The 24401-nt window shown below is 71.5% G+C and carries 20 protein-coding genes; 6 read left to right on the top strand and 14 right to left on the bottom strand.

The annotated features are described in order from the left end of the window. Nucleotides 1-112 precede the first annotated feature (112 nt). A complete protein-coding gene (locus OHA58_RS27290; protein ID WP_405482029.1) occupies nt 113-838 on the bottom strand; it encodes an SIMPL domain-containing protein in 726 nt (241 codons plus the stop codon). 132 nt (nt 839-970) lie between these two features. Here OHA58_RS27290 and OHA58_RS27285 point away from each other — a divergent pair, with 132 nt between their 5' ends. Then, a complete protein-coding gene (locus tag OHA58_RS27285) occupies nt 971-2770 on the top strand; it encodes a 5'-nucleotidase C-terminal domain-containing protein (RefSeq protein WP_405482027.1) in 1800 nt (599 codons plus the stop codon). Nucleotides 2771-2786: 16 nt separating this feature from the next. Here the strand turns inward: OHA58_RS27285 and OHA58_RS27280 are convergent, their stop codons facing one another. From OHA58_RS27280 to OHA58_RS27260, 5 genes are all read right to left on the bottom strand, one after another. Then, a complete protein-coding gene (locus OHA58_RS27280; protein ID WP_405482025.1) occupies nt 2787-4223 on the bottom strand; it encodes a lysine N(6)-hydroxylase/L-ornithine N(5)-oxygenase family protein in 1437 nt (478 codons plus the stop codon). After that, the gene (locus OHA58_RS27275; RefSeq protein ID WP_405482023.1) at nt 4220-5668 is read right to left on the bottom strand and encodes a pyridoxal phosphate-dependent decarboxylase family protein; all 1449 of its coding nucleotides are present in this window, start codon (nt 5666-5668) and stop codon (nt 4220-4222) included. The genes OHA58_RS27280 and OHA58_RS27275 overlap by 4 nt, the downstream gene beginning before the upstream one ends. 176 nt (nt 5669-5844) lie before the next feature. Next, nucleotides 5845-8346 (bottom strand): aminopeptidase N, encoded by a 2502-nt coding sequence (gene pepN / locus OHA58_RS27270; RefSeq protein WP_405482021.1) that lies wholly within the window; start codon nt 8344-8346, stop codon nt 5845-5847. 96 nt (nt 8347-8442) lie between these two features. Continuing rightward, nucleotides 8443-8823, bottom strand: coding sequence for a chorismate mutase (locus OHA58_RS27265; RefSeq protein WP_405482019.1), 381 nt, complete (start codon nt 8821-8823; stop codon nt 8443-8445). Between the two features lie 11 nt (nt 8824-8834). Continuing rightward, nucleotides 8835-9746 (bottom strand): helix-turn-helix domain-containing protein, encoded by a 912-nt coding sequence (locus OHA58_RS27260; RefSeq protein WP_405482018.1) that lies wholly within the window; start codon nt 9744-9746, stop codon nt 8835-8837. 302 nt (nt 9747-10048) lie between these two features. Here OHA58_RS27260 and OHA58_RS27255 point away from each other — a divergent pair, with 302 nt between their 5' ends. The 3 genes from OHA58_RS27255 (at nt 10049) to OHA58_RS27245 (ending at nt 14753) form a co-directional block, all read left to right on the top strand. Beyond that, nucleotides 10049-11794 (top strand): beta-galactosidase, encoded by a 1746-nt coding sequence (locus tag OHA58_RS27255; protein WP_405482016.1) that lies wholly within the window; start codon nt 10049-10051, stop codon nt 11792-11794. A gap of 538 nt (nt 11795-12332) precedes the next feature. Next, the gene (locus OHA58_RS27250) at nt 12333-13226 is read left to right on the top strand and encodes a hypothetical protein (protein WP_405482014.1); all 894 of its coding nucleotides are present in this window, start codon (nt 12333-12335) and stop codon (nt 13224-13226) included. 48 nt (nt 13227-13274) lie between these two features. Then, on the top strand, nt 13275-14753 hold the full coding sequence (locus OHA58_RS27245; protein ID WP_405482012.1) for an ankyrin repeat domain-containing protein: 1479 nt from the start codon (nt 13275-13277) through the stop codon (nt 14751-14753). Here OHA58_RS27245 and OHA58_RS27240 read toward each other — a convergent pair. From OHA58_RS27240 to hsaA, 5 genes are all read right to left on the bottom strand, one after another. Further along, nucleotides 14713-16380, bottom strand: a complete 1668-nt coding sequence (locus OHA58_RS27240) for an FAD-dependent oxidoreductase (protein ID WP_405482011.1) — start codon at nt 16378-16380, stop codon at nt 14713-14715. The two genes, OHA58_RS27245 and OHA58_RS27240, sit on opposite strands and share 41 nt — an antisense overlap. After that, nucleotides 16377-16865 (bottom strand): flavin reductase family protein, encoded by a 489-nt coding sequence (locus tag OHA58_RS27235; protein WP_405482009.1) that lies wholly within the window; start codon nt 16863-16865, stop codon nt 16377-16379. Before OHA58_RS27235 ends, OHA58_RS27240 begins: the two co-directional genes overlap by 4 nt. After that, nucleotides 16853-17749 carry a VOC family protein gene (locus OHA58_RS27230; RefSeq protein WP_405482008.1) on the bottom strand — a complete coding sequence of 299 codons (897 nt, stop codon included), beginning with the start codon at nt 17747-17749 and terminating at the stop codon, nt 16853-16855. Before OHA58_RS27230 ends, OHA58_RS27235 begins: the two co-directional genes overlap by 13 nt. Before the next feature lie 81 nt (nt 17750-17830). Beyond that, complete coding sequence (gene hsaD / locus OHA58_RS27225; protein ID WP_405482006.1) at nt 17831-18712, bottom strand: 4,5:9,10-diseco-3-hydroxy-5,9,17-trioxoandrosta-1(10),2-diene-4-oate hydrolase; 882 nt, start codon at nt 18710-18712, stop codon at nt 17831-17833. Then, the gene (gene hsaA / locus OHA58_RS27220; RefSeq protein ID WP_405482005.1) at nt 18709-19893 is read right to left on the bottom strand and encodes a 3-hydroxy-9,10-secoandrosta-1,3,5(10)-triene-9,17-dione monooxygenase oxygenase subunit; all 1185 of its coding nucleotides are present in this window, start codon (nt 19891-19893) and stop codon (nt 18709-18711) included. The genes hsaD and hsaA overlap by 4 nt, the downstream gene beginning before the upstream one ends. A 214-nt stretch (nt 19894-20107) precedes the next feature. Between hsaA and OHA58_RS27215 the strand changes: the two genes are divergently transcribed. Together OHA58_RS27215 and OHA58_RS27210 are read left to right on the top strand one after the other, a co-directional pair. Then, nucleotides 20108-20815 carry an HAD family hydrolase gene (locus OHA58_RS27215; protein ID WP_405482004.1) on the top strand — a complete coding sequence of 236 codons (708 nt, stop codon included), beginning with the start codon at nt 20108-20110 and terminating at the stop codon, nt 20813-20815. 249 nt (nt 20816-21064) lie between these two features. Next, entirely contained in the window at nt 21065-21934 is an 870-nt protein-coding gene (locus OHA58_RS27210) for an IclR family transcriptional regulator (RefSeq protein ID WP_405482003.1), read from the top strand. Between the two features lie 82 nt (nt 21935-22016). Here the strand turns inward: OHA58_RS27210 and OHA58_RS27205 are convergent, their stop codons facing one another. From OHA58_RS27205 to OHA58_RS27195, 3 genes are read right to left on the bottom strand one after another with little or no spacing between them, the layout of a single operon-like run. Further along, nucleotides 22017-23021, bottom strand: a complete 1005-nt coding sequence (locus tag OHA58_RS27205; RefSeq protein ID WP_405482002.1) for a 2Fe-2S iron-sulfur cluster-binding protein — start codon at nt 23019-23021, stop codon at nt 22017-22019. Next, nucleotides 23014-23241, bottom strand: coding sequence for a hypothetical protein (locus OHA58_RS27200; RefSeq protein ID WP_405482001.1), 228 nt, complete (start codon nt 23239-23241; stop codon nt 23014-23016). Before OHA58_RS27200 ends, OHA58_RS27205 begins: the two co-directional genes overlap by 8 nt. Next, nucleotides 23241-24398: a Rieske 2Fe-2S domain-containing protein gene (locus OHA58_RS27195; protein ID WP_405482000.1), complete on the bottom strand. Its 1158-nt coding sequence runs from the start codon at nt 24396-24398 to the stop codon at nt 23241-23243. The genes OHA58_RS27200 and OHA58_RS27195 overlap by 1 nt, the downstream gene beginning before the upstream one ends. Between the last annotated feature and the right edge of the window lie 3 nt (nt 24399-24401).

The raw sequence follows: 24401 nt of genomic DNA, 5'->3' as shown, positions 1-24401 counted from the left end.
GCGTGACTACCCAACCACCTTTAGGTGAAGGGCTATTGACAAGTGTTGAATTGTGCATGGGGGTGCTCCGATGAGCATGTATTTCGGTGCGGTTGTTCGGGGGGCGGGGCTTTTACAGCTTGGGCGGGTGCATGGTGAATCGGGCGTTGACGTGGGCGTAGACGGTTTGGCGCTGGGGTTCGAGGTCGAGGGGTGCGGGGGTGTCGTCGGGGGCGCCGGAGTAGGCGGCCATGCGCATGTGGGGTGCGCCGGGGACGGGTCCGTAGCGGTCGGGGTCCTCGGCTCCGGTGTCGGCGAGTTCGATGAGGGCGGCGAGGCGGGTGCCGAGGGCTTCGGCGTATTCGCGGGCGCGTTGGACGGCTTCGTGGACGGCTTGTTGGCGGGCGGTGCGGTGGACGGGTGAGTCGGGGCGCAGGGACCACCAGGGGCCGTCGATGCGGGTGAGGTCCTGGTCGGCGAGGCGGGTGGTGAGTTCGCCGAGTGCGGTGAAGTCGGTGAGTTCGGCGGTGATGAGGACGCGGCCGTGGTAGGCGCGGATGCGTTCGGTGCGGCCGTGGCGGGTGAGTTCGGGGGTGATGGAGAAGGCGCCGGTTTCGAGTTTTTCGATGGCTTCTCCGTAGCTTTTGATGAGGTCGAGGGTGGTGGTGTTGCGGCGGGTGAGGTCGGTGAGGGCTTCGCGGCGGTCGGTGCCGCGGGCGCTGAGGGTGATGCCGATGCGGGCGAGGTCGGGGTCGGTTTCGATGCGGGCTTCGCCGCGGACGGCGATGCGGGGGGCTTGGGGGGTGCCGTAGGGGGTGGGGGTGGGTTGTCCGTCGGGGGTCGTTTCGTCGGGGGTCATGGGGTCACTTTGGCAGCAGCGCATCGGACAGTCATCGGATTGAAACCTCGTGGGTCTGTTGCGTGTTGGGTTGAGGGGCCAGAATCTACGCGCGTTGCAACTGTCGATGAGTGGTGCCGGAGGGGATCTGAGATGCCGTTGAATCGCCGGAAGTTTCTGGGCAAGTCCGCTGCTACGGGTGCGGCCGTGGCGTTGACCGGGGCGGTGTCGGCGCCGGCCGCGCAGGCGCACGGGGGGCGGCCGAAGGGGCACAAGCGGTATTCGTTCACCGTCATGGGGACGACGGACCTGCATGGTCATGTCTTCAACTGGGACTACTTCAAGGACGCGGAGTACACGGACTCGGCGGGCAACGCGCAGGGGCTGTCGCGGATCTCGACGCTGGTGAAGCAGGTGCGCGAGGAGAAGGGCCGTGGCAACACGCTCCTGATCGACGCGGGTGACACGATCCAGGGCACGCCGCTGACGTACTACTACGCGCGCGTGGAGCCGATCACCGCGGCGGATGGGCCGGTGCATCCGATGGCGCAGGCGATGAACGCGATCGGTTATGACGCGGCGGCGCTCGGCAATCACGAGTTCAACTACGGCATCGACACGCTGCGCAAGTTCGAGTCGCAGTTGAAGTTCCCGCTGCTCGGTGCGAACGCCGTGGACGCGAAGACGGAGAAGCCGGCGTTTCGGCCGTACGTCATCAAGAAGTTGCGTACGCCGCACGGCAAGGACGTGAAGGTGGCGATCCTGGGGCTGACGAATCCGGGGATCGCGATCTGGGACAAGGCGTATGTGCAGGGTGTGTTGAAGTTCCCCGGCATCGAGGAGCAGGCCGCGCTGTGGGTGCCGAAGCTGCGCTCGATGGGTGCGGACGTGGTGATCGTGTCGGCGCACACGGGCGCTTCGGGCACGTCGTCGTGGGGCGATCAGCTGCCGTACGTGGAGAACGCGGCGGCGAATGTGGCGAGGACCGTGCCGGGGATCGACGCGATTCTCGTCGGGCACGCGCATGTGGAGATCGAGCAGCAGTTGGTGACGAACGAGAAGACCGGGAAGTCGGTCGTTCTGTCGGAGCCGCTGTGCTACGCGGAGCGGTTGGCGCTCTTCGACTTCGAGTTGGAGTGGGAGCGGGGCTGCTGGACGGTGTCGTCGGTGTCGTCGAAGCTGCTGAACTCGAATGCGGTGGCGGACGACCCGAAGATCACGAAGTTGCTCGAGGACGAGCACGCGCTGGTCGTGAAGTATGTGAACCAGGTCGTGGGTCAGGCGACGACGACGCTGACGACGGTGGACGCGCGGTACAAGGACGCGCCGATCATCGACCTGATCAACACGGTGCAGGCGGATGTGGTGAAGAAGGCGCTGGCGTCGACGGAGTATGCGTCGCTGCCGGTCCTTTCGCAGGCTTCGCCGTTCTCGCGTACGTCGTCGATTCCGGCGGGTGAGGTGACGATCCGGGATCTGTCGGGTCTGTACGTGTACGACAACACGCTGGTCGCGAAGTTGATGACGGGTGCGCAGGTGCGGGCGTACCTGGAGTTCTCGGCGGAGTATTTCGTGCAGACGGCGGCGGGTGCGGTCGTGGACGTGGACAAGTTGACGAACGCGAACGGCCGGCCGGACTACAACTACGACTATGTGTCGGGGCTTTCGTACGACATCGACGTCGCGCAGGCGGCGGGTTCGCGGATCAAGAACCTGACGTATCAGGGTGCGGCGCTGGACGACGCGCAGAAGTTCGTGTTCGCGGTGAACAACTACCGGGCGAACGGTGGTGGGGCGTTCCCGCATGTGGCGTCGGCGCAGGAGCTGTGGTCGGAGTCGACGGAGATTCGTACGCGGATCGCCGAGTGGGTGACCGCGAAGGGCACCTTGGACCCGGCGGAGTTCGCTTCGGTGGACTGGCGGCTGACGCGGGACGGTACGCCCCTGTTCTAGATCCGAGAAACAGCGCCTAGTTCTTGAGCTCGATGAGATGGGTGTTGCCGCGTTCTCCGGACTGGGTCCGGGGGGCGCGGTTTTCGTTGGGGGTGAGGCCGAAGGTGGTGAAGGCGGTGCGCTGCGGGAGGGGGTAGGGGTCTTTGCCTGTGAGGGTGTTGAGGATGGTGGCGCTGCGCCAGGCGGCGAGGCCGAGGTCGGGGGCGCCGACTCCGTGGGTGTGGCGTTCGGCGTTCTGTACGTAGATGTTGCTGCCGGTGTCGGTGACGGTGGGGTCGAGGACGAGGCGGAACTGTTCGTCGATGCGGGGGCGTTCGGCGTTGTCGCGGTGGAGGTGGGGGTCCAGGCCGGTGAGGATCTGGTCGAGGGGGCGTTCGCGGTAGCCGGTGGCGAGGACGACGGCGTCGGTGGTGAGGCGGGAGCGGGTGTTCTGCCGGCGGTGTTCGAGGTGGAGTTCGACTTTGGTGGTGGCGACGCGGCCGGCGGTGCGGACGGAGACGCCGGGGGTGAGGGTGGCGTCGGGCCAGCCGCCGTGGAGGGTGCGCTGGTAGAGCTCGTCGTGGATGGCGGCGATGGTTTCGGCGTCGATGCCTTTGTGGAGCTGCCATTGGGCGGGGACGAGTCCGTCGCGTACGTCTTCGGGGAGGTGGTGGAAGTAGCGGGTGTAGTCGGGGGTGAAGTGTTCGAGGCCGAGCTTGGAGTACTCCATGGGGGCGAAGGCTTCGCTGCGGGCGAGCCAGTGGAGTTTTTCGTGGCCTTGGGGGCGGTTCTTGAGGAGGTCGAGGAAGATCTCGGCGCCGGACTGGCCTGATCCGATGACGGTGATGTGGTCGGCGGCGAGGAGTTCGGTGCGGTGGGTGAGGTAGTCGGCGGAGTGGATGACGGGGACGGTGGGGGCTTCGGCGAGGGGGCGCAGCGGTTCGGGGATGTAGGGGGCGGTGCCGACGCCGAGTACGACGTTCTTGGTGTAGGTGCGGCCGAGTGCTTCGGCTTCGCCTTCGGTGTCGAGTTGGGTGAAGTCGACTTCGAAGAGGCGGCGTTCGGGGTTCCAGCGGACGGCGTCGACCTGGTGGCCGAAGTGGAGTCCGGGGAGGTTTTCGCTGACCCAGCGGCAATAGGCGTCGTATTCGGCGCGCTGGATGTGGAAGCGCTCGGCGAAGTAGAAGGGGAAGAGGCGTTCGCGGGTTTTGAGGTAGTTGAGGAAGGTCCAGTGGTTTGCGGGGTCGGCGAGGGTGACGAGGTCGGCGAGGAAGGGGACTTGGAGGGTGGCGCCGTCGATGAGGAGGCCGGGGTGCCAGTGGAAGGCGGGGTGTTGTTCGTAGAAGGCGGTGTCGAGTTCGGTGAGGGGGTGGGCGAGGGCGGCGAGGGAGAGGTTGAAGGGGCCGATGCCGATGCCGACGAGGTCGCGGGGTGCTTCGGGGTGCGGGGGCCGGGGGGTGGGCGCGGTGGTCATCGGGGGGTGTTTCCTTCCACCAGTTTCAGCAGCTGGGCCAGGTCGCCCGGCTGGGTGTGCGGGTTGAGCAGGGTGGCTTTGAGCCAGAGCCGGCCGTCCATGCGGGCGCGGCCGAGTACGGCGCGGCCTTGGGTGAGGAGGGTGCGGCGGATGTGGGCGATGCGCTCGTCGGGTGCGCCGTGGGGGCGGAAGAGGACGGTGCTGAGGGTGGGGGTGTCGTAGAGGTCGAAGCCGGGGTGGGCGTGGAGGGTGGCGGCGAACTCCTGTGCCTGGTCGCAGACTTGGTCGACGAGGGTGCCGAGTCCGGTGCGGCCGAGGGCTTTGAGGGTGACGGCGATTTTGAGGATGTCGGGGCGTCGGGTGGTGCGCAGGGAGCGGCCGAGGAGGTCGGGCAGGCCGGCTTCGGTGTCGTCGTCGGCGTTGAGGTAGTCGGCGTGGTGGGTGAGGGGGGTGAGGTCGGCGGGGTCGCGTACGGCGAGGAGGCCGGCGGCGACGGGTTGCCAGCCGAGTTTGTGGAGGTCGAGGGTGACGGTGGCGGCGCGGTCGAGGCCGGTGAGCTGGGTGCGGCGGGTGGGGCTGAAGAGGAGCCCGGCGCCGTAGGCGGCGTCGATGTGGAGGCGGGCGCCGTGGTGTTCGCAGACGTCGGCGATCTCCGGGAGGGGGTCGATGAGGCCTGCGTCGGTGGTGCCGGCGGTGGCGGCGACGAGTTTGGGTCCGGGCAGGTCGGTGAGGGCTTCGTCGAGGGCTGCGGGGTCGAGGGTGCCGGTGGGGGCGGGCACGGTGACGGGGTCGGGGAGGCCGAGGAGCCAGGCGGCGCGGGGCAGGGAGTGGTGGGCGCCTGCGCCGGTGATGAGCTGGAGGGGGCCCTCTGAGGCGTGGTGTTCGCGGGCGAGGAGGAGGGCGAGCTGGTTGGCTTCGGTGCCGCCGGTGGTGACCAGGGCCTGCGGGTGACCGGGCCGACCACCCCGGCCGGGCCGGCCTGACTGACCGGGGTGGCCGGGCTGACCGGGGTGGCCCGTGTCGCCGTAGACCTCGTGGGCGAGTGCGTCGGTGACGAGGGTTTCGAGGGCGGACGCGGCGGGGGCCTGGTCCCAGGAGTCCATGGAGGGGTTGAGGGCGGACGCGGCGAGGTCGGCGGCGGTCGCGAGGGCGAGGGGTGGGCAGTGGAGGTGGGCCGCGCACAGGGGGTCGGCGGGGTCGGCGGCGCCTTCGGCGAGGGCCTGTACGAGGGTGCGCAGCGCGGTGTCGGCGTCGATGCCGTGGTGGGGCAGGGGGTCGCCGGTGAGTTCGCGCAGGCGGGCGGTGACGGTGTGGGGGCCGCCGGCGGGGAGGGGGCCGCCTCGGGCGGTGGCTCCGTCGTGGAGTGCGTCGAGGACGGTGTCGAGCAACGGCCGCAGGGCTTGGGGGCCTTGGGGGCCTCCGGCGAGGGGCGGCGGGTTGCTCATGGCGGTGTCCTTCGGGTGCGCGGGTGGGGCCTCCAGCCTGTCTGCGGTGGCGGTGGCGTGCCCGTTGATCACAACGATCGGAACCCGAAAGTGGTACTGCCGTACGGGGATTGGGTGGGGGCGGCGTGGTTGGTGGTACGGGGTCCGGTGCGGCCGGACCCCGTATCTGCCCGGCCCTAGTTGGCGGCGGTGGCTGTCCTGATCTTCAAGGCGCGGGCGAGGTCGTCGAGTTGGTCGGCGAGTCGGCGGCGCAGGGCGGGGATGGGGTCGTCGTCCTCGATGCAGCTTTCGCCGAGGGTGAGGGTGTGGGTGTCGATGGCGTGGGCGGGGAAGGCGTGGCGTCCTGCGGCGTCGGCGATGGCGGGGCCGCGGCGGTGGGCGACGGCCACGGCGTCGGGGAAGTAGCGGGCGACGTAGGGGTGCAGGAGGTCGTTCTGTTCCGGCTGCCAGAAGCCCTGGGCGGTGGCGGTGAAGAGGTAGTTGGAGAGCTCGTCGGTGGTGAACATGGCGTCCCAGGCGGCGCGTTTGGCCTCGGGGTCGGGCAGGGCGGCGCGGCAGTGGGCGGCACCCTGCCGGCCGGTGGCGCTGGGGTCCTGGGTGAGTTCGGCCTCGATGACCGCGTCGTCGACGGCGCCGAGTACGCAGAGGCGGCCGAGGATGCGCCAGCGCAGTTCGGGGTCGAGTTCGGGGCCGCCGGGGACGCTGCCGCTGTCGTACCAGTCGCGGATGGTGTCGGCGTGTGCGGCGCTGTCGATGAGGGTGCGCACGGCGGTGAGGCGCAGGCCCGGGTTACTGCCGTCCTCGGTGCGGCGGATGAGGTCGGTGCACAGGTCGGTGAGGAGGGCGAGGGCGTCGGGGCGTTCGGCGGGGGTGGTGTAGCGGTCGGCGATCTGGGTGCGGGCGAAGGCGAGGACGCCCTGGACGTTGGCGAGTTCGCGTTCGCCGGGGAGGTGGGCGCGGGCGGCTTCGAGGTAGGTGAGGGGTTCGAGTTCGCCGTCGCGGACCATGTCGCGCAGGCAGTTCCACAGGACGGCGCGGGTGAGGGGGTCGGGGACGCGGGAGAGGCCGCGCAGGGCGGTTTCCTCGGAGTGGGGGTCGAGGCGGATCTTGGCGTAGGTGAGGTCCTGGTCGTTGGGGACGACGAGGGCGGGGCGGGGGCCGGGGAGGCTGTGTTCGCCGTCGGCGGGGATGTCGATATCGCTCAGTTCGCGGCGGACGAGGGTGGCGCCGTCGATGAGGTCGCGGTCGTAGACGCCGACGGTGATGCGGTGGGGGCGGCTGCCGTTGCGGGTGAGGGTGAGTGCCGTCTGTCCGGGGTGTTCGGTGACGGTGGCGGTGAGGGTGTCGACGCCGGTGGTGCGCAGCCAGGTGTCGGCCCAGGCGTGGACGTCGCGGTCGGTGTGGTGGGCGAGGGAGGCGATGAAGTCGGCGAGGGTGGCGTTGGCGAACTTGTGGCGCTGGAAGTGGGTGTTGATGCCGGCGAGGAAGTCCTTCTCGCCGAGCCAGGCGACGAGTTGGCGCAGTGCGGAGGCGCCCTTGGCGTAGGAGATGCCGTCGAAGTTGAGCAGGGCGGACGCGGTGTCGGGGACAGCGTCGGCGTCGGGGGCGACGGGGTGGGTGGAGGGGCGCTGGTCGGCGTCGTATCCCCAGGCTTTGCGGGCCACTCCGAAGTCGACCCAGGTGCCGGTGAAGCGGGTTGCTTCGGTGAGGGTCTGGTAGCCCATGTACTCGGCGAAGGACTCGTTGAGCCAGATGTCGTCCCACCATTGGAGGGTGACGAGGTCGCCGAACCACATGTGGGCCATTTCGTGGGCGATGACCATGGCGCGGGTCTGGCGTTCGGTGTCGGTGACGGCGGAGCGGTGGATGAACTCGTCGCGGAAGGTGACGAGTCCGGGGTTCTCCATGGCGCCGGCGTTGAATTCGGGGACGAACGCCTGGTCGTAGGAGTCGAAGGGGTAGGGCTCCTCGAACTTCTCGTGGTAGCGGTCGTAGCAGGCGCGGGTGATGTCGAGGATCTCTTCGGCGTCGGCGTCGAGGTAGGGGGCCAGGGAGCGGCGGCAGTGGATGCCGAAGGGCAGTCCGGCGTGCTCGGTGCGCACGGAGTGCCAGGGGCCCGCGGCGACGGCGACGAGGTAGGTGGACAGGAGGGGGGTGGTGGCCGCCCGCCATTTTCCGTCGCCGAGGTGTTCGGTGATGCCGTTGGCGAGGACGGTCCAGCCGTCGGGGGCGGTGACGGTGAGGTCGAAGACGGCCTTGAGGTCGGGCTGGTCGAAGGCGGCGAAGACGCGCTGGACGTCTTCCATGAACAGCTGTGTGTAGGCGTACGTCTCGCCGTCGGTGGGGTCGGTGAAGCGGTGCATGCCTTCGCCGGTGTGCGAGTAGGCCATGGCGGCTTCGACGCGCAGTTCGTGGGGGCCGGGGGTGAGGCCGGTGAGGGGGAGCCGGTTGTCGTCGAGTGCGGCGGGGTCCAGGGGGTGTCCGTCGAGGGTGACGGATCGCAGGGTGGCGGGCCTGATCTCGACGAAGGTGTCTCCGGCCGTGCGGGTGGTGAAGCCGATGACGGTGGTGGAGTCGAAGGTGTCGGCTCCGCGGGTGAGATCGAGGTCGATCGTGTACCGCTGGACGTCGATGAGCTGGGCTCGGGTCTGCGCTTCGTCGCGCGTCAGTACGGACATGTGCCCATGCTGGCGTACGCCTCTACGCCTCCGCCATGGAAATGGTGCGGCTCAGCTGGCGCCTGGGCCTCGGGGCTCTGCCCCGGACCCCGCTCCTCAAACGCCGGAGGGGCTTGAATTGGCAGAGGGGCTCGAGTTGGCCGAGGGGCTTGAATTGGCCGCGATCTGCTCGTGGTGGCGGATCACTTCGCTGATGATGAAGTTCAGGAGCTTCTCGGCGAAGGCCGGGTCCAGCTTGGCGTTCTCCGCGAGTTGGCGCAGGCGCTCGATCTGGCTGGCTTCGCGGGCGGGGTCGGCCGGGGGCAGGGCGTGTTCGGCCTTGAGGTGGCCGACCTGCTGGGTGCATTTGAAGCGTTCGGCGAGCATGTGGACGACGGCGGCGTCGATGTTGTCGATGCTGTCGCGCAGGCGGGCGAGTTCGGCGCGGACGGCGGGGTCCACGGCGTCGCGGGCCTCGGGGGCATTGCTGTTGGTCATGGGAGGAAACCCTACGTGGCGCGGGGGCGTTCGATCATGGGGCCCGGGGAGCGCAGCATCGGGGGGTCGTCGGGGTCGGGGATGGTGTTCGACCAGCCGCCGGGGACGGTGCGGCCCTGTTGTTCGCGGAAGCGGACGGGTGCGGTGCCTACGCGGCGGGTGAACAGGCGGGAGAAGTAGGCGGGGTCGTCGTAGCCGACGCGGCGGGCGACGGCGGCGACGGGGAGTTCGGTGGCGGCGAGGAGTTCCTTGGCGCGGCCGAGGCGGATGCCGAGGAGGTAGTCCTTGGGGCTGCAGCCGGCGCCGCGGCGGACTGCGGTGCGCAGTTCGGCGGGGGTCATGCCGTGGCGGGCGGCGTGCTCGGCGACGGACAGGGGCTGGAAGGCGTCGCGGGCGAGGGACTGGAGGACGGGGTCGCCGTCGGGGGCCATGTCGGCGCGGGCGCGGCGCAGGGCCACGAGGAGTTCGTGGACGGCGGCGGCGGTCTCGACCTCGAGGAGGGGGTTGCCGCGACGGGCGGCGCGGGCGATGCGGCCGACGGCGGTGCGGGCGTGGGCGGCGTCGGAGAGGGGGACGACGGGGCGCTCGGGTTCTATGTAGCCGAGTTCGGTGTAGGGGGTGGTGGCGGGGCCGGTGAAGTCGACGAAGCATTCGTCCCAGCCGGTGTCGGGGTCGGGCCCGTAGTGGTGGGGGATGCCGGGGGTGACCCAGATGAGGGCGGGTGCGGTGACGGTGGTGCGGCGGCCGTCGGGGGCCTGGTACCAGCCGCGTCCGGCGGTGATGACGACGGCGACGTGGTGGTCGAGGGTGCGGGGGCCGACGGTGGGCAGGGCGCCGTACTGGAGGCCGACGCCGAGGCAGACGAGGCCGAGTCGGTGGTGGGCCGGGCTGGGGGTGAAATACCGCATCCAGGTGTGGTACATCCGCTTGTGTCCCTTCCTGGGCGGGTGTGGTGCCGGTGGTGCGCGCGTTGCGTCCAATCAGGGCTGATCTTTGTCCATGGACCCTGCCGCCCGCCAGAGGTGATCGTGGCGGGCAGTACGTAGAGCCTGTCTTTGCACTCCGGGCGGATCAGCGCGGGGCGTCTGGTGCGTGCGATCGCAAGGCGCCGGAATGTCCTTGTAGCGGAGCTACCAGGACATTCCGGCAACGCGGCGAGCGTGCGTGCCAGGCGTCCCGCGCCCGCCCGGAGTGCAAAGACAGGCTCTCAAGCGAGAGGGACATGATGGCCGGGTTCAGAGTGGGCGAGGACGACTTCGAGGTCGACGGGCGGCCGGTGCGGCTCCTGTCGGGGGCGCTGCACTACTTCCGGGTGCACGAGGAGCAGTGGGGACACCGTCTCGCGATGCTGCGGGCGATGGGCCTGAACTGTGTGGAGACGTACGTCCCGTGGAATCTGCACGAGCCGCGCCCCGGCGAGCTGCGTGACGTGGGGGCTCTGGGCCGGTTCCTGGACGCGGTGCGCGAGGCGGGGCTGTGGGCGATCGTGCGTCCGGGGCCCTATATCTGTGCCGAGTGGGAGAACGGCGGGCTGCCGCACTGGCTGACGGGTCCGCTGGGCGCTCGGGTGCGGACCAGGGACGGGGAGTTCCTGGCGGCGGTGGACCGCTGGTTCGCGGCGCTGCTCCCCCAGGTCGTGGAGCGGCAGTACGACCGGGGTGGCCCGGTGATCATGGTGCAGGTGGAGAACGAATACGGCTCGTACGGCTCGGACCAGGTGTATCTGGCCCATCTCGCGGACGGTCTGCGCGGGCTCGGGGTGACGGCGGCGCTGTTCACGTCGGACGGTCCGGACGACCACATGCTGACGGGCGGCTCGGTGCCGGGTGTCCTTGCGACGGCGAACTTCGGGTCGAACGCGCGGGGCGGTTTCGAGACGCTGCGCCGGCACCGGCCCAAGGGTCCGCTGATGTGCATGGAGTTCTGGTGCGGCTGGTTCGACCACTGGGGTGCGGACCATGTCGTGCGGGACGCCGAGGACGCGGCGGCGGCTCTGCGGGAGATCCTGGAGTGCGGGGCGTCGGTCAATCTGTACATGGCGCACGGCGGGACGAGTTTCGGGGGCTGGGCGGGGGCGAACCGGGCGGGGCAGTTGCACGAGGGGCGGCTCCAGCCCGATGTGACGTCGTACGACTACGACGCGCCGGTCGACGAGCACGGGCGGCCGACGGAGAAGTTCTGGCGCTTCCGTGAGGTGTTCGCCGAGTACGCGGACGGGCCGCTGCCGGACGTTCCCGAGCAGCCGGCGGCGCTGGCCGGCGCGGTGACGGCGGAGCTGACGTCGTACGTGCCGCTGGACGCGGTCCTGGACGGGCTCGGTTCGGGGGAGGGCGAGTACGCGGTGCCGCCGACCTTCGAGGAGCTCGATGTGGACCGGGGTCTGGTCCGCTACAGCGTGGACGTGCCGGGGCCGCGCAGGGCGTATCCGCTGCGGGCGGCGGGGCTGCGGGACCGTGCCGTGGTGTACGTGGACGGGGTGCGGGCCGGGGTGCTCACGGAGGACGAGCCGGTCCTTGCGGAGCCTGTCGCGGGGCCCGCCCGCGTCGAGCTGTGGGTGGAGTCGCTCGGCCGGGTCAACTACGGACCGCGCACGGGTGAGCCGAAGGGCGTCACGGGCGGGGTGCTGCACGAGCGGCAGTATCTGCACGGGGTGCGGGCGCGGGCGCTGCGCCTGGACGCGTTCGACGATGCGGACGCGGTGCGGGGCCTTGCGCGGGTGGACGGTTCCGCGGGGGCCGCGGGCCTGTACCGCGGCGCGTTCGAGGTGAGCGGCGCGGGGGACGCGGAGCTCGAACTGCCGGGCTGGACACGGGGGTTCGTGTGGGTGAACGGCTTCAACCTGGGCCGTTACTGGTCGGTGGGGCCGCAGCACTCGCTGTACGTTCCGGGTCCCGTGCTGCGCGAGGGCCGTAACGAGGTGTGGGTGCTGGAGACGGAGGCGGCGGGTGAGCCGCGTGTGACGTTGTCGTAGGCGCTGTCTGTCGTAGGCGCTGTCTGTCGTAGCCGCTGTCTGTCGTAGCCGCTGACGGGCAGACGTACGGGGCCGGTTCCGGATCACGGAACCGGCCCCTCTTTACGCGCGACGGGGTGCGGGCCGCTCTCCGTGGGAGCCGGCGGGCACGGTCCTCGCTGCGCTCATGGTGGGGCGCGGTGATCACGATGCTGCGGGCGGGGCCTGCGGGCCCATGGACAAAAGGGGGAGAGGTCTTGGACTAATCGCGCCCGGTGGGCCTGTCGGTTCCCGCCGTACAGTGGAGTTCCGGTGTCCGGGCGGTGGTACCCGGCGGCAGGTCCTGTCGTCGAAATGGCGTCGTCGGCCCGCAGGGCCGGCCGGGCGGCGTCTGGTGCGTGCGATCGCAAGGCGCTGGGAAGTCCTCGATGGGGGTCCCCCCTGGCCCTTAAGGCCTTGGGGGAGGAGCTACTAGGGCTTTCCGGCAACGCCGCGAGCGTGCGTGCCAGACGCCGCCCGGCAGACGCCATTTCGACGACAGGACCCAGGGGGTGCGGGCGTGGCGAACGGCGGACCGGTGGAGCACGGCTTTCCGCATCTGGAGACGGTGCGCGCGGCGGTGACCGCGCTGTACAAGCGGCTCTCGTACGACACCGTGCACACCTTCGAGACGAGCGTCGCCCCGGTCGACGTGGCGTTCTGCGACCAGGACGACCTGTATCTGGGGGCGCTGCGGGTGGCGCGTGAGCTGGTGCGACACTACCGGCTGCCGGATGCGCGGATGATCGTCAGTTTCCGCGAGATGACGCATGCGGCGAGTGTCGAGCTGGCGGCGGGTCCGGAGTACTTCATCGAGCTGAACGACCGGTTCCGTACGCACCGGCGGGACATCGGGGCCGCTCTCGCCCACGAGGTCATGCACGTCTATCTGCACCGGCTCGGTCTCGCGTTCCCGGGGACGCGGGACAACGAGATCCTCACGGACACGGCCACCACCTATCTGGGGGCGGGCTGGCTGCTGCTCGACGCGTACCGGGAGGACGCGGCGTCGTCGCAGAAGCTCGGCTATCTCACGCCGGAGGAGTTCGGCTACGTGCTGGCCAAGCGGTCGCTCGCGTTCGGTGAGGCGCCGGAGACGTGGTTCACCAGTGCGCAGGCCTACACCGCGTACACGAAGGGGCTGGCGCGGGCGCGGGCCGACGAGCAGCGGCCGCCGCTGAAGGCGGCCGGGTGGGCGGGGCGGCGGCGGTACGCGAAGGACCGGCGTGAGGCGCGGGAGAGCGGGGTGGGCGGGGTGGCGCCGGGCGGTGCGTACGCGTTCTCGGCGGAGGGGTCCGCGCTGCGGGTGACGTTTCCGTGTCCGACGTGCCATCAGCGGATCAGGGTGCCGGTGCGGGGCCGGGTGCGGGCGCGGTGCGCACTGTGCCACACCGTGATGGACTGCGACACATAGCCTCAAAACGCTTTGCGTTCACCCCGGGTGAGGGGCGATGGTCGGCCTATGGACGAAGAGCAGAAGGCAGGCGCGAGTGGCCTGTTCGACGCGGTGTACGGCGGTGACGAGGACGCGGTGGTGCGGGCCCTGCGCGCGGGCGCCGCGGCGGACGAGCCGGACGACGAGGGCCGTACGGCGCTCTATCTGGCGTCGGTGAGCGACGAGCCGGGCATCGTACGGCTGCTGTTGTCGGCCGGGGCGGACCCGGACCGGCTGAGCAGTGGCACGGATCTGCCGTTGTGCGGGGCGGCATGCGGCGGGCACACGGACGTCGTGCGGGCGCTGCTCGCGGCGGGCGCGCGGGTCGATCTGCGCGAGGAGTTCGGGTTCACGGCGATGGCGTGGGCGCTGCAGCGGGGGCACGAGCGGGTGGTGCGGGCGCTGCTCGACGGCGGCGCGGATCCGCAGCTGCCGGGGCCCGGCGGCGGTCTTCCGCTGGTCGCGGCGGCCCGGCGCGGGTCCACGGGGTGTGTGCGTGCGCTGCTCGAACACGGCGCGCAGGGGCGGACCGAGGCGCTTGCGGAGGCGCTGGCCTGGTGCGGTGCGGATGTGGCGGCGGTGCTGCGTACGGGACTTGAGCAGCCCGGGAGCGAGGCGGTGACGCAGCGGTTCGTGGAGGACGGCGGGGTGACCGTGGTCGTGGAGCTGCTCGACGAGGAGGGGCGGCCGCGGTCGGGCAACGACATGCAGACGGGGCACGCGGCGATCGCCACGCTCCTGGAGGCGGACCTGGGTGTCATGACACCGGCCGCCGAGCTGGCGGAGCGTGCGCTGCGCCGCGGTGACCCGGACGACGACAACTGGACCGAGACGGTGGCCGTGCTCCGAGCGCGTGGCGACGAGGAGACGTTCCTCGCGGCGGCCGCGTGGCGTGCGAGCGGTGAGGCGCTGCGGCGGGCCTTCGGGGCGGATGTGCTCGGCCAGTTGGGGCCGCGGGGCCGGTACACGGCCAGGTCGCTCCCGGTGCTGCGCGCCCTGGCCCGCACGGCCCGCGACACCGCCGGTCTGCGCTCGGCCGTCGTCGCGCTCGGCCATCTCGGGGATCCGGCGGCGCTGCCGGAGATCCTGCTGCACGCGCGGCATCCGGAGCCGCGGGTGCGCCGCGCGGTGGCGCTCGCCCTGACGGGTCTGGTGCCGGCCGGTCACGGCGAGGGCGTCGCGGCGCTGGTCGCGCTGACCCGCGACGCGGACGGCGATGTGCGCAACTGGGCCGCGGCGGCGCTCGCCGCGGCCCCTGCGGACACGGCGGAGGTGCGCGACGCGCTGGCCGCGCTCCTCGAAGACCCGGTCCCGGACGCCGCGGCGGAGGCGGCCCGCGGTCTGGCGCTGCGCCAGGATCCGCGGGCCGTCGAGGCGCTCGCGCGGATCCTCGCCTGCCAGGCACCCGGCGGGTACGCGCACGACACGGCGCGGGACGCGATCCGCCAGGTCCCCGACGCGCGGGTCAGGGCCCGTCTGGAGTGGACGGTCCCGCGATGTCGTTGACGGCGGCCCAGCTGAACGCCATGGCGGGCCCGATCGTGGCGCCGGGCCCCGGGTATGTCTCCCCCATGACGGCGGCCGAGCAGTTCCCGGAGGCGTAGAGCCCGCCGACGGGTGTGCCGTCCTCGCGCAGGACGCGGGCGTCGCCGTCCGTGACGAGGCCGCCCTTGGTGCCGATGTCGCCGGGGTGGACGGGGACGGCGTAGAAGGGGCCCTTGTCGAGGGGGGCGAGGTTGGGGTTCTGGAGGGTCGGGTCGCCGTAGTAGCGGTCGTAGACGCTGTCGCCGCGTGCGAAGTCCTCGTCCTTTCCGGTGGCGGCGAAGCGGTTGAACCTCCTTATCGCGGAGGGGAGTTGGGGCGCCTCGATGATTTGGGCCAGCTCCTCCACGGTGCCGGCCTCCTTCAGGAAGCCGCTCTCGCGCCACCGCTTCGGGAAGGCCTGGCCGGGGAAGAGGCCCGCGAAGATGTAGCGGGCCTTGGAGCGGGCGTCGAGGATCAGCCAGGACGGGACGGTCGTCGCGTCGGGGCGGTCGGCGGCGTACATGCGGTCCATGAACTCGTGGTACGGCGCCGCCTCGTTGGCGTACCGCTCCCCCGCCGCGTTCACGATCACCATGCCGGGGATGCCCCGGTCGGCGACGAGGAAGAACGGCTTCTCGCCCGGCGGGCACAGGGAGGGGGCGCCCCACACCTTGTCGAGGAGGTCGGTGGCGGCGCCGAGTTCCTCGCCCAGGCGCAGGGCGTCGCCGACCTGGCCCTCGGAGGCGTGGGTCCAGGCGGTGGACGTGGGCTGCGGCAGGTACTTGTCGCGCAGGGCCTGGTCGTGGGAGAAACCGCCGGAGGCGAGGACGACGCCACCGCGGGCCCGTACGACGTGTTCCGTCCCGTCGCGCAGGACACGGACGCCGGTGACGCGGTCGCCCTCCACGACGAGGCCGGTCAACGGCGTGGACAGCCACAGGTCGCCGCCGAGCCGCTCCAGGGAGAGCCGCATCCTGGCGATGAGCGCCTCGCCGAGCGAGAGCAGCTTGCGCCCGCGCAGCGCCGCGCCCACGGCCCGCGCCCCCACCCGCAGCGACCTGCGCTTGCCGGCCCAGGTGCGGGCGACCATGTTGAGGAAGCGGAAGTCGTACGACGTCATGGTCAGCCCGTACGTGGGCAGCCCCGCCCGGCGCAGGTCCCGGGCGAGCGGGCCGAGTTCCCTGAGGTCGACGACGCACGGCTCGGCCGAGCGGCCCTGCGCCATGCCGCCGAGCGCCTCCGGGAAGTAGTCGGAGTAGCCGGGTGTGTACATGAAGCGGACGGCGGTGCGGTCGTGGAACTCGCGCACCATGCGCGGCCCGTGCCGCAGATAGGCGTCCTTGCGGTCGCCCGGCACGCGGTCGCCGACGGTCGCGTCGAGGTAGGCGCGGGCCTTCTCGTACGTGTCGCCGAGGCCGGCCGCGTCGAGGTGGAAGTTGCCCGGTACCCAGATCGCGCCGCCGGACAGGGCGGTGGAGCCGCCGTAGTGGTCGGTCTTCTCGACGATCAGGGCTGTCAGGCCGCGCAGGCGGGCGGTGATCGCGGCGGCGAACCCGGCGGCGCCGGACCCGACGACCACCACGTCGTAACCGATCTCGGCGTCACTCATGCGAACTCCCCGGTGGCGTAGGCGCTGCGGAAGTAGAGGAGGGGTTTGCCGCCGTCGCGTGCGGTCAGGCCGAGGACGTGGGCGGTGACGATCCAGTGGTCACCGGCCTCGCGCTCGGCGTAGAGCTCGCAGTCGACGGTGGCGAGGGCGCCGGCCACGCGGACCGCGCCGCCTGTGGCCGGCTCCCACTGCACGTCGCGGAACTTGTCGGGCCCGCTGCGGCCGACGGCGGCGCACACGGCGCGCTGGTCGTCGGCGAGGATCGAGACGCCGAACCGGCCCGCGCGCCGCACCTTGGGCCAGCTCGTCGACGACTTGGCGACGCACAGCAGCACGAGCGGCGGCTCGAGGGAGAGCGAGGCGAAGGACTGGCAGGCGAGGCCCACCGGTTCGCCCGTGTCCTCGTCGAGGGCGGCGACGACCGTGACGCCGGACGCGAAGTGGCCCAGGACGTCGCGGAACGCGTCCGGGGTCAGCCGTTCCACCGGTGTCCCCAGAAGCTGTCGGAGGTGATCTCCTTCGCCACCCAGGTCGCTTTGTCGACGATGAGACCGTCCCAGCCGTACTCGACCTGGAAGCCGCCGGGGGCCTGCGCGTAGAACGACACCATGTGGTCGTTGGAGTGCCGGCCGAGGGTGGAGGCGATCGGGATGCCCGCCGCGTTCATGCGGTCCAGGCAGAAGCCGACGTCGTCGAGGCGCTCCAGCTCGACCATGAAGTGCACGATGCCGGGCGGGAGTTCACCCGGGTACAGGCCGAGGCTGTGATGGCGGGCATTGGGGCTGAGGAAGTTCATCCAGTAGAAGTCCTGGCCCGGCTTCCCCGTGGGCACGGCGGCGGGCGGCAGCTTCATGCGGTCGCGGAGCTGGAAGCCGAGGAGGTTCTCGTAGAAGTCGAGGGTGGCTTCCATGTCGGGGGCCGGCATGACGACGTGGCCGAGACCGAGGTGGTCGCCGGTGACGAAGCGGTTGCCGAAGGGCGCGGCGAGCGGCGTGTGGTCCTGGGCCTGGCCCCAGTAGATCTCCAGGGGGTTGCCGGCCGGGTCCTCGCAGTGGATGAGGCCCTGTACGCGGCGGTCGGCGAGGGTGGCGTCGTCGGCGTGCTTGACGGCGACTCCGGCCGCTTCGAGTTCGACGGCGGCCTCGGCGAGCGCGCGCGCGTTCGCGACCTCGAAGCCGGCGGACAGGAGCCGGTCATGTTCGCCCGCCACGAAGGACAGGCGGCGGATCCGGTCGTCGATCCGGGCGTGCAGGACGGTGTCCGTCGAGTCGGCGCCTTCGGTCATCCCGAGGATGTCGATGACGTAGGTGCGCCACTCGGCGAGCTTCGCGGTCTCGATACGGAGGAAGCCCAGAGAGCGGATGTCCATGGCTGCGGGCCTTTCGGTGGCTGGTGACCAGTGGCGGGTAACTAGTGACCGGTGACTGGTGACTGGTGACTGGCGGCGTGACTAGTGACGGAAGAAGTCGATGGCGAGGCGGTTGAACTCGTCGAACCGCTCGGTCTGCGCCCAGTGGCCGCAGTGCGGGAAGACGTGCAGGCGCGCGTCCGGGATGGCCTTGAGGGCGACCAGAGCGCCGTCGAGCGGGTTGACGCGGTCCTCGCGGCCCCAGGTGAGGAGGGTGGGGGCGGTGATGCGGTGGGCCTCGCGCCACAGCATCGTGTCGGCGGGCCACTTGGCGAAGGACGCGGCCATGCGGTCGTTGCCGAGCTTGGCCTCGGGGTCGACGGCCTGCGCGTAGCGGTCCTCGACGAACGCGTCGGTGACGATCGAGGCGTCGTACGCGAGGGTGGTCAGGAAGTCCCGCATCATGGCGCGGGTCGGCTCGCCCGAGCCGTTGAACGCGAAGAGCTTCTTGATGCCTTCGGTCGGGTCGGGCGCGAACAGGTTGACGGAGATGCCGCCCGGACCCATCAGGAGGAGCTTGCCGACCTTGTCCGGGTGGTCGAGGGCCATCCGGGTCGCGGTACCGCCACCGAGGGAGTTGCCGACGAAGTGCGCCTGAGAAATGTCCAGTTCATCCATGAGGGCGGCGACGGCGTCGGCGGCGTAGGAGAAGAAGTCCTTGGTGAGCTCGGGCTTGTCGGAGGCGCCGTAGCAGGGCTGGTCGATCAGGAGGGTACGGAAGTGCCCTGCGAACACGGGCAGGTTGCGGCCGAAGTTGGACCAGCCGGAGGCGCCGGGGCCACCGCCGTGCAGCATGATCACGACGGGGGCGTCCGGGGCGCCGGGGCCCGCCTCGTGATAGTGGAGGGTGAGACCCGCAGCTTTGCCTGTCCGCGAAGTCCCCTCGCAGGTAAGGGAGTTCACCGTATCGGTAGAGGTGCTCACAGCATCGTGTCCTGGATGTCGAGGCCGAGGGCGCTCTGGCCGGAGAGGACGAGGGCGCGCTCGGGGTCGTTGGCGGCGTGGCCGCGGCCGGTGTGGACGTCGCGCCAGGCGCGCTGCACCGGGTTGGGGCCGGTGCGCAGGGCGCCGCCGCCCGCGTTCTCCATGAGGAGGTCCACGGCGGCGACGGCGCGTTCGGTGGCGAGGACCTGGTCGCGGCGGGCGCGGGCGCGCAGTGGCATCGGGAGTTCTTCGCCGCGTTCGGCATACGCGTACAACTCGTTGATGTTGCGCTGGAGTTGCAGGCCCGCGGCGTCGATGCCGGAGGCGGCCCGGGCGATGCGGACCTGCGCGAACGGGTCCTCGGCGACCTGCTGGCCGTAGGAGACACGGAAGCGCTTGCGGGTGGCTTCGACGTACGCGTCGAGGGCGCCCTCGGCGATGCCGACGATGGGGGTGGAGATGGTGGTGGTGAAGACGGCCGCGTACGGGAGGCGGTAGAGCGGCTCCGGATTGACCGCGTGGCCCGGCACGTTCAGGGCCGTGACGGGGCCGAAGCTGAGGGCGCGGTGCTCCGGCACGAACACGTCGTCGCACACGACGTTGTTGGAGCCGGTGCCGCGCAGGCCGACGGTGTCCCACACGTCGTCGATGCGGTACTCGGCGCGCGGCACGAGGAACGTCCGCATGTCGACGGGCCGGCCGTCCGCGTCCATGACGAGGCCGCCGAGCAGCGCCCAGTCCGCGTGGTCGCAGCCGGAGGAGAAGCTCCAGGAGCCGCTGATGCGGAAGCCGCCGTCGACGGGCGTGACCTTGCCCGTCGGGGCGTACGAGGAGCTGATCCGGGTCGACGGGTCGGTGCCCCACACCTCTTCCTGGGCGCGCGGGTCGTAGAGCGCGACGTGCCAGGGGTGGACTCCGACGACGGACGCGACCCAGCCGGTGGAGCCGCAGGCTCGGGCGATCTCGCGGACGGCGGCGTAGAAGACGGCCGGGTCGGCGGCGAATCCGCCGTAGGCCCGGGGCTGGAGGAGCCGGAAGAAGCCGGTCTGCTCCAGGTCCTTGATCGACGTGTCGGGCACCTTGCGCAGCGCCTCCGCCTCGGCGGCGCGTTCGCGCAGCGCCGGCGCGAGGGCGCGGACCGCTTCGAGTACGGCGGCTGCGGTGGCCGGGGATTCGCTCATGCGGGGGCCCTCTCCTGGGTGCGGGTTCGAGTGGCTGGACCGTACGCCTGCCTCCTGCGGGCCGAGAACGGGTGGTTCCCGCTGAGCGGGAACCTCGGCGGGTTCCCGGGCTGTCGACCGTGGGCTGCGTGGATGGTGCGCTGCGTTCACCGGTCTGTCATGCGGGGCGACCGTAATGAGAGGGTCGGCCTGTCCCTTCGGCTTCTGGAGCACTGTGAACACCCCTCGCGCCCACGCCGGCGCGCCCACCCGCGCGCTGCCCGTCGAACCCTCCGCCCTCCAGGCGGTGCTCTTCGACATGGACGGCACGCTCGTCGACACCGAGGACATGTGGCTCGAGGTCGTCGAGGCCGTGTCCGACCGGCACGGCCACCCCCTGGACGAGGAGGGCCGCGCCGCGGCGCTCGGACGCTCGGTCGAGGACACGGCGAACCTCCTGTACGAGTCCCTGGGCGCGCCCCGCGAGGACCTCGCGGACGAACTGGGCCGGGGCTTCACCGCCCGGATCGCCGAGGGCGCGCCGCCGCGGCCGGGCGCCCTCGGGCTGCTGGCCGCACTGCGCGCGGCCGGGGTCCCGACAGCCCTGGTGTCGGCGTCGCCGCGCGCGGTGGTGCGCCGGATCGCCGGGTCCCTCGACGGGCACGTCTTCGACGCGGTGTACGGGGCCGAGGACACGCCGCGCACCAAGCCGGCGCCGGACCCGTATCTCGCGGCGGCCGCGGCGCTCGGTGTGGAGCCCGCGCGGTGCGTCGCGGTGGAGGACACCCCGACGGGAGTGGCGTCGGCGGAGGCGGCGGGGTGCGCGGTCCTCGTGGTCCCGTCGGTGCGGCCGATCGCTCCGGCCCCGGGCCGCACGGTCGTCGCCGATCTCACGGGGGCGGATGTGGGGCTGCTGCGGTCCCTCGTGTCGGGGGCGGTGTGACGACGACGGGCGTGCGGCAGCGGGCGGCGTGACGACGACGGGCGTGCGGCAGCGGGCGGCGTGACGACTACAGGCGTGCCGAAGCGGGCGGCGTGACGGCGTGACGGCGTGACGGCGAAAGGTATGCCGAACCGAAATACATAGCTCCCGGCTCTTCCCCTGGGCCGAGGGCGCATGGCAAGGTCGGCGCGAGGTCGTCAACGCGCCCGCAATGTCGCGGATGCGCCCTGTTGTCCTGGGGGTTCAGCCATGCCCGAGCAGACCGGGACCGTCGGGGGCGCCGCGCCCTCGCTCCTGGAGAAGGCCGCGAAGGTGCTCGGCGCCTTCGACGGCGCACAGCCGCGTCTCTCCCTCACCGAGGTGATCCGGCGCTCCGGGATCCCCCGGTCCTCCGCCCACCGCATCCTCGACCAGCTGGTACGGCTCGGCTGGCTCGACCGGGAGGGCCGGGACTACCGGATGGGTATGGGGATGCTCGAGCTGGGCGCGCTCGCCGCCCACCACAACCGGCTGCGCCGGACGGCGCTCCCCCGGCTGCACGCGCTGCACGAGTCGACCGGGCACCTGGTGCACCTGTACGTGCTCGACGGCGCCGAAGTGGTCTGCCTGGAACGGATCGGCGGCCTGCACGACACGTCGGTGCCCTCGCGCGTCGGCGGCCGCATGCCCGCGTACTGCACGGCCGCCGGCAAGGCGGTCCTCGCGTTCAGCGATCCGGCCACGGTCGAGGGCGTCCTCGCGCACGGGCTGCGCCCCCGCACGCCGCGCACCCTCACGCATCCGACCGCGCTGCGCTCCGCGCTCGCCGCGGCCCGCGACCGGGGTGTCGCCTTCGACCACGAGGAGAGCCACCGCGATGTCGTCTGTGTCGCGGCCCCGCTGCGCGGCGCGGGCCGGGCCGTCGCCGCGATCTCCCTGTCCGGCAAAGGGCTGACGGCCCAGCGCGACCTGGAACGCCTCGCGCCCGCCGTGCTCGCCTGCGCCCGCACGGTCTGGCGCGACCTGTACGGGCCCGGTCGCGCGACCCGCTCGGCGCCGCCCCCGAGCTGCGCGCCGGGCGTCTCCGAACAGGCGATGGACAACATGATGGGGTGGCTGCGGACGAGTGAGTGGATGTAGCGGGCGGACCTGCCCCTGAGGCACCCGGCCCGCCTCACGCGCACAGGCCGGGTGCCTCAGGGGCAGACCCGGCCCGCGCGCCTCAGGAGTACGTGACCCCCACCGCGTCCGACACCGGCAGCGCCTGGCACGCGAGGACGTATCCCTCGTCGAGGTCCCGCTGGTCGAGGATCTCGTTGCGCGCCATCGTGACCTCCCCCTTGGTGACCCGGCAGCAGCAGGCGCTGCACGCGCCCTCCCGGCACGAGAAGGGGGCGTCGACGCCGGCGGCGAGCAGGGCGTCGAGCAGCGGTGTCCCGGCGGGCCACGCCACTTCCCGCTCCTCGCCGTCGAGTTCTACGTGGACCCGGTGGTCGTCGGCGGCCGGCTCGGCCCCGACCTGCTGCTCGGCCCGGCCCTCTCGCTCGGCGAACACGTCGTCGCCGAGCGAGAAGTACCGCTCCCTGCGCACGGAACGTCCGCCCACCGCCCGTAGCGCCTGCTCGGCCGCGTCCATCAGGGGCGCGGGCCCGCACAGATAGGCGTCGCGGCCCGCGTACGGGGCGAGGGGTGCGCGCAGGGCGGCGGCCGTGGGCAGGCCCTGGAGGGTTTCCAGCCAGTGCACGACGGTAAGCCGGCCCGCGAACTCGACTCCCAGGAGCCGGAGTTCCTCGCGGAAGATGACCGACTCCTCGTCGCGGTTCGCGTACAGGAGGGCGACCCGGCCGCGGCCCGCGGCGAGGGCCGACTTGGCGATGGAGACGACGGGTGTGATGCCGCTGCCGCCCGCCACGAGCAGCACGTCCTCGTCGAGGCCGGGCGGCGTGAACGTCCCCGCGGGCGGCAGGACCTCCAGCTCGTCGCCGGGCGCGACGCGTTCGCAGATCCAGCCCGACCCGACTCCCCCGGCGACTCTCTTCACGGTGACCTTCATGGGCTCGCCGGTGTGCGGGGAGCTGGCCAGCGAGTAGCAGCGGGCCCCGCCACCGGGTAGCCGTACGGTCATGAACTGGCCGGGCTTGTACGGGAGTTGCGCGTCCAGGACGAGGGAGACCGCGTCGGCCGTCTCCCGTATCACCTCGGTGACCCGGACCCTCACGCTAGGCATCCGCGACCTCCAGGAGCCCGCTCGCGACCGCCACGTCGATGCTCGCCCGCAGCGGCGCGCAGCCCCGTACCCGCGCGCTCAGTTCGCCGGCCGCGACGCGCTCCGCGATGATCGGGCAGACCGCCGCCGACTCCTCGGTCCACTGGATCTGCGTGTGGGCGGCGCTGAACTTCTCGCACAGGACCTGGTTTCCGCAGACACCGCACTGCACGGGCCGCATCAGTCGGCCTCCCGCCGGGCGAGGTTCTCCTCGACCTCCGCGCGCCAGGCCGCGGTCGCGCGCTCGGTGTCGATCTCGAACTCGAAGCGCCGCACCATCTCGTCCTTGACGTCGCCGGCATCCACGTAGAACTGCTCGTACCAGCGGCGCAGTTGGTAGACCGGGCCGTCCTCCTCGGTGAGGAGCGGGTTGTCGATGCGGGTCTTGTTCCGCCAGATCTCGACGTCCTGCTCGAAGCCGACCGCGAGGCCCTCGGAGGTGAGCCGGGCGGCGTCGGCGGCCTGCTCGTCACTCATGCCGGGCAGCTTCCTGACGATGGCGCCGTACATGAGCATGAAGCTGTTCTCATCGATCGGGTAATGGCAGTTGATGAGGACGGACTCCATCTCGACACCGCCCCCGACATCGCTCCACAGCTTGTCGATCATGTACGAGGGGCCGAAGTACGAGGCGTCGGAGCGCAGGCCGCCGCCGGTGGACAGCGTGCCGAGCTCGACGTCGCCGCGCGGCGTGGACTCCATGTACTGGGTGGCGACATGGCCGTCGAAGATGTTCTTGAAGTAGTTCGGGAACGCGTAGTGGACGTAGAAGAAGTGCGCCATGTCGACGACGTTGTCCACGATCTCGCGGCAGTTGGAGTTCTCGACGCGCAGCGCGCTCCAGGACCAGTCGGACCACTCGGGGCTGCCGAAGCCCTCGATCTCCGGGATGGTGACGCCGGGCGGGGGCTCATTGCCCTCGGGGTCGTGCCACACGTAGAGCTGCCCGTTGCGTTCGAGGGTGGTCCAGGCGCGGGTCCTTGCGCGCGGCGGGACGCGGCGCGCGTACGGGATGCCGGCGCAGCGCCCGTCGCCCGCCCAGCGCCAGTCGTGGAACGGGCAGGCGACGGCGTCGCCCTTGACGGTGCCGTGGGCGAGATTGCCGCCCATGTGGGGGCAGTACGCGTTGAGGACGTGCAGGCGGTCGCCGTCCTCCCCGCGGAAGACGACGAGCTTCGTGCCGAACGCCTCGACCTCGTGCGGGCCGCCGTCGCGGAAGGCAGTGGCCAGGCCCAGGCAGTGCCAGCCGCGGGCGTAGCGGGCCGGCGGCGCGGCGGCCTCGATGACGCGGGCCTCGTGCTCCTCGGTGACGCGGGCCTCGTGCTGCTGTGCGGTCATGTC

The sequence above is a fragment of the Streptomyces sp. NBC_00009 genome (assembly GCF_045040855.1).
Taxonomy (GTDB): Bacteria; Actinomycetota; Actinomycetes; order Streptomycetales; family Streptomycetaceae; genus Streptomyces; species Streptomyces aureus.
This window is presented reverse-complemented; position numbering and strand designations above follow the sequence as displayed.